A 617-nucleotide genomic window follows, 5' to 3' on the forward strand; every position below is an offset into this window, starting at 1 on the left:
GGGCTACGGCGCCCCGCTGGGCTACGGCGGCCCGGGTGGGTTCGGCCCACCTCCGCCCTACAACCAGCCGATCCCGACCTACCTGTGGCAGTCGATCGTGGTCACCCTGCTGTGCTGTCTGCCCGCCGGTGTGGTGGCAATCGTCTATGCCACCAAGGTGCAGAGCCGCCAGCAGATCGGCGACATCAACGGCACGCTGGATGCCTCCAAGAAGGCCAGGATGTGGTGCATCATCTCGGCCACCTCGATCATCGTGGTGTTCCTGGTCATCCTCGCCATCGGCTTGGCCGGCGGCTTCGAGACCGATTCCAGCACGTCGTATTCGACGCTCCCACCGGCCCTCACCCGGAGGAGTGTGTACCGGTGACGACTCCGCCGAGCGGCCCGCCCCCCGGGTACGGCCAGGGCCAGCCGGGCGGCTATCCGCCGTACCCGCCGGGGGGATTCGGTCAGCAACCGCCGTACGGTCAGCCCATTCCGACCTATCTGTGGCAGTCGATCGTGGCCACCCTGCTGTGCTGTCTGCCCGCCGGCATCGTCGCGATCGTCTTCGCCTCCCAGGTGCAGGGACGCCAGCAGTCCGGCGATGTGGCCGGCGCCCTAGGGCCTGGTTGGGA

2 protein-coding genes are annotated in these 617 nt (G+C 68.6%); both read left to right on the plus strand.

Going from position 1 to position 617, the window contains the following annotated elements; all coding sequences use genetic code 11:
* Positions 1-367: CD225/dispanin family protein (locus ACY5KJ_RS19600; RefSeq protein WP_462204055.1), on the plus strand; the 367-nt coding region annotated here is incomplete at its 5' end.
* Positions 364-617, plus strand: a 254-nt coding sequence (locus tag ACY5KJ_RS19605; RefSeq protein ID WP_462204056.1) for a CD225/dispanin family protein, incomplete at its 3' end; no start/stop codon positions are given. The genes ACY5KJ_RS19600 and ACY5KJ_RS19605, both read left to right, overlap by 4 nt.

The sequence above is a fragment of the Frankia sp. CcWB3 genome, from assembly GCF_977927595.1.